This is a genomic window from Bradyrhizobium sp. (assembly GCF_049581145.1).
GTDB lineage: Bacteria > Pseudomonadota > Alphaproteobacteria > Rhizobiales > Xanthobacteraceae > Bradyrhizobium.
The window spans coordinates 1-2,935 of sequence record NZ_JBAURI010000601.1 but is presented as its reverse complement, the minus strand read 5'-3'; the positions used below and the strand labels follow the sequence as shown (position 1 = coordinate 2,935).

Below are 2,935 nucleotides of genomic sequence, written 5' to 3'. Positions count from 1 at the left end.
TGGTGCCGACATTGACGCGGTTGAAGAGGTCGGTGACGTCCTCATTGGTCAGGCGGATGCAGCCCGACGAGACGAACTTGCCGATGGTGGTCGGATCGTTGGTGCCGTGGATACGGTATTCGCTGCTGCCGAGATACATCGCGCGGGCGCCGAGCGGGTTGCCGGGACCGCCGGCCATGAAGCGGGGCAGATAGGGCTGGCGCGCCACCATCTCGGCCGGCGGATACCAGTCCGGCCACTCCGCCTTGCGGCTGATGGTCTGCACCCCCGACCAGGTGAAGCCCTGGCGGCCGACGCCGACGCCGTAGCGCAAGGCGCGGCCCTGGCCGAGCACGTAATACAGCGCGGTGTTGGCGGTATCGATCACGATGGTGCCGGGCGCTTCGCTGCCGTCGAAACTCACGACCTGGCGACGCAGCCTGTCGGGCAGCAGGCTGTCTTCATCCTCGACCGCCGGCGGCATCGTCGCCGCGTCATCCGGCGCCGAGGCGCCCGGATCCTGCGCCGCATAGCCCAGCTCCTGCGCCTGCGCCGCGCTGGAGAAGACGGCCGGTGTCAGCAGCAGGATGCCGGCGACGACGAGCGCACTCGTCGAACGCAACGACCTGCCGGTCGCGGAGAGATGCTGTGTCATGTGCTGCCCCTGGGATACGCATCGCTTGGATGCTTCGTGACCAGCCCAACGCCGCGACGGCCGCCGTAGTTCCGCCGAAGCAGCGCCGATAACGAGGCTGTCAAGCTCACGCGTTGTCACGTTCATGCGATGGAACCCTTACGCCCCGCCGCGCATTGAGGCCGGAGAGTTCGTTAGCAAGGCGCGGGCTTCCAGGCGCGGGCTGGGTGGCCCTGTTCGCTACCTGTGGCGCATCACCCTTGCGCGGGGAGAACCGAATCGTGCGTGTCATGCCGAGTGAGCGTCTTCTCCCCAATGCGCCGTCCGGCACGCCGGTCCCCGATAGCAAAGGCGAACTGCCGCCGGTGATCCGCCGCCAGGAGGTCGTGGCCTTCGCGCTGGTGGCGCTGCTCCTGATCTGCGTCGTCGCCGTGCTGTGGGCGGCAAAGGCCTTCTTCCTCCCGGTCATCATGGCGTTCGTGGTCGGCACCATGCTGTCGCCCGCCGCGAACCTGCTCGAGCGCTATAAAATCCCCAGGGGAATCGCAGCCGTCTTGATCGTGGTGACGGTCGCGGCCGGCGCGACCTTGATGATCGGCCTGATCTCGGCCCCCCTGATGGAATGGACCAACCGGCTGCCGGAAATGGCCTCCCGGCTCAGGGACAAGATGCACATCTTCGATCGTCCGCTGGCGCTGTGGCACGAGCTGCAGGGGATGGTGGGCGGAAGCTCCAACGGGCTGAGCTCGTTTCAGATACCGAAGATCGAGTGGGTGCAGCCCACGATCGAGTTCCTGTCGCCGACCTTCACCGAATTCCTGCTGTTCTTCGCAACGCTGATCCTGTTCATCGCCAGCTGGAAGGATCTGCGCCGCGCCCTGATCATGACCTTCGGCGATCACGCGGCGCGGCTTCGAACGTTGCGCATCCTGAACGAGATCGAGGTCCATCTCGGCAATTACCTGCTGACGGTCACGATCATCAACACCGGCGTCGGGATCGCGACCGGCATCGTCTGCGCGGTCACGCACATGCCAAATCCGGGCGGACTCGGCGCGCTCGCCGCCACCTTGAACTTCATCCCGATCATCGGCCCGGTGGCGACCTTCGTGATCCTGGTCGTGGTCGGCGTCATCGCGCTGCCGACGCTCGGCGCCGCGCTGATGGCGCCGCTGGCGTTCGTCGGCATCGCCTTCCTGGAAGGGCATTTCGTCACGCCGACCATCATCGGCCGCCGGCTGGAATTGAATGCGCTCGCCGTCTTCCTCGGGCTGGCGTTCTGGACCTGGCTGTGGGGACCGATGGGGGCCTTCCTGTCGTCGCCGCTTTTGATCGTCGCGCTCATCGTCAAGGAGCATCTGGTGCCGGTCTCCGCGCCGCAGCTGCCGCAAGACTGATGCAGCAGCGATGCGGCATCGAACCGCGCAGGCCACCGGAACTTCCGCTCCGGAGAAACGTTTTCAGCCAAAATAACCGAATAAGATGCAGCCAATGCAGGGTCGATGACGAATGGTGAAACACAATGACCAGCCTGACGGACGACGCGACCACCCAACGCCTTGAGAAGGAAGTAACCGCCGTGAAAGACGATATCGCAGCCCTCACCGACCAGATCACCGACGCGCTCAACACCTTTGCCGGCGCCGCCAAGAAGCAGGCGCGGCGCGGCTACAAGGAAGCCCGCTCCAACATGGATTCCACGCTCGACGACATGTCGGCGCGCGGCGGCGCGATGCTGGAGGCCGCGCATGACGCCGCCGGCTCGATCGAGGAGACGCTGGAAGACGTCATCACCCACCGCCCGCTCGCAACCGTCGGGCTGGCGCTCGGCCTGGGCTTTCTGATCGGCGCGATCTGGCGCCGCTGAGACGATGGCACAGCCACGCAACGGCGTCGCCCGCAGCCGCGCCGTTGATCCTGCGCGATTGATGAGACGCGATGAGTAGAGTGCGATTGACGAAATGACGTTGATGGACGCCAGATGCTGGCGTCCGCGTCCGAGGGGGGTTCCGATGTTCCGGCACATGATCGATGATTTCAAGGTTTCCGCCGGCACCGCGGTGCGGCTGACATCACTGGCGGCGATCGCGGCCATCGCCTTGTTCATAACGACGTCGTTTCTCTGTGCCGCGCTGTTCGTCGTCGTGTTGCAGCGCTATGGGCTGGTTGCGGCCTGTCTCGCCGGCGCCGGCCTGTTTTTCGTCGTGACGCTGATCGCGGCCGGGAGCTACATGGTGCGCAAGCGCCAGATCGCGGTCCGCGCGGCGCGGGCCGCCGAGCAGACGAAATCGGCCGCCCACAACATGCTGGCGGATCCCATGC

Annotated in this window: 4 protein-coding genes; 3 read left to right on the top strand and 1 reads right to left on the bottom strand. The window is 65.8% G+C overall.

All coding sequences use genetic code 11. The features are described 5' to 3' along the window. On the bottom strand, positions 1–634 hold a 634-nt coding region (locus tag WCB02_RS19860), incomplete at its 3' end, for a L,D-transpeptidase (protein WP_423960666.1). Positions 635–894: 260 nt separating this feature from the next. On the opposite strand from WCB02_RS19860, the gene WCB02_RS19855 reads away from it, so the two are divergent. The 3 genes from WCB02_RS19855 to WCB02_RS19845 all read left to right on the top strand — a co-directional run. Beyond that, entirely contained in the window at positions 895–2,010 is a 1,116-nt protein-coding gene (locus tag WCB02_RS19855) for an AI-2E family transporter (protein ID WP_423960665.1), read from the top strand. Between the two features lie 125 nt (positions 2,011–2,135). Next, the gene (locus WCB02_RS19850) at positions 2,136–2,480 is read left to right on the top strand and encodes a DUF883 family protein (RefSeq protein WP_423960664.1); all 345 of its coding nucleotides are present in this window, start codon (positions 2,136–2,138) and stop codon (positions 2,478–2,480) included. Positions 2,481–2,625: 145 nt separating this feature from the next. Next, the coding region (locus WCB02_RS19845; protein ID WP_423960663.1) for a hypothetical protein at positions 2,626–2,935 on the top strand (310 nt) is incomplete at its 3' end.

Coding starts and splice junctions, on each gene's coding strand:
- WCB02_RS19850 (WP_423960664.1), top strand. CDS start 2,136: ATGACCAGCCTGACGGACGACGCGACCACCCAACGCCTTGAGAAGGAA.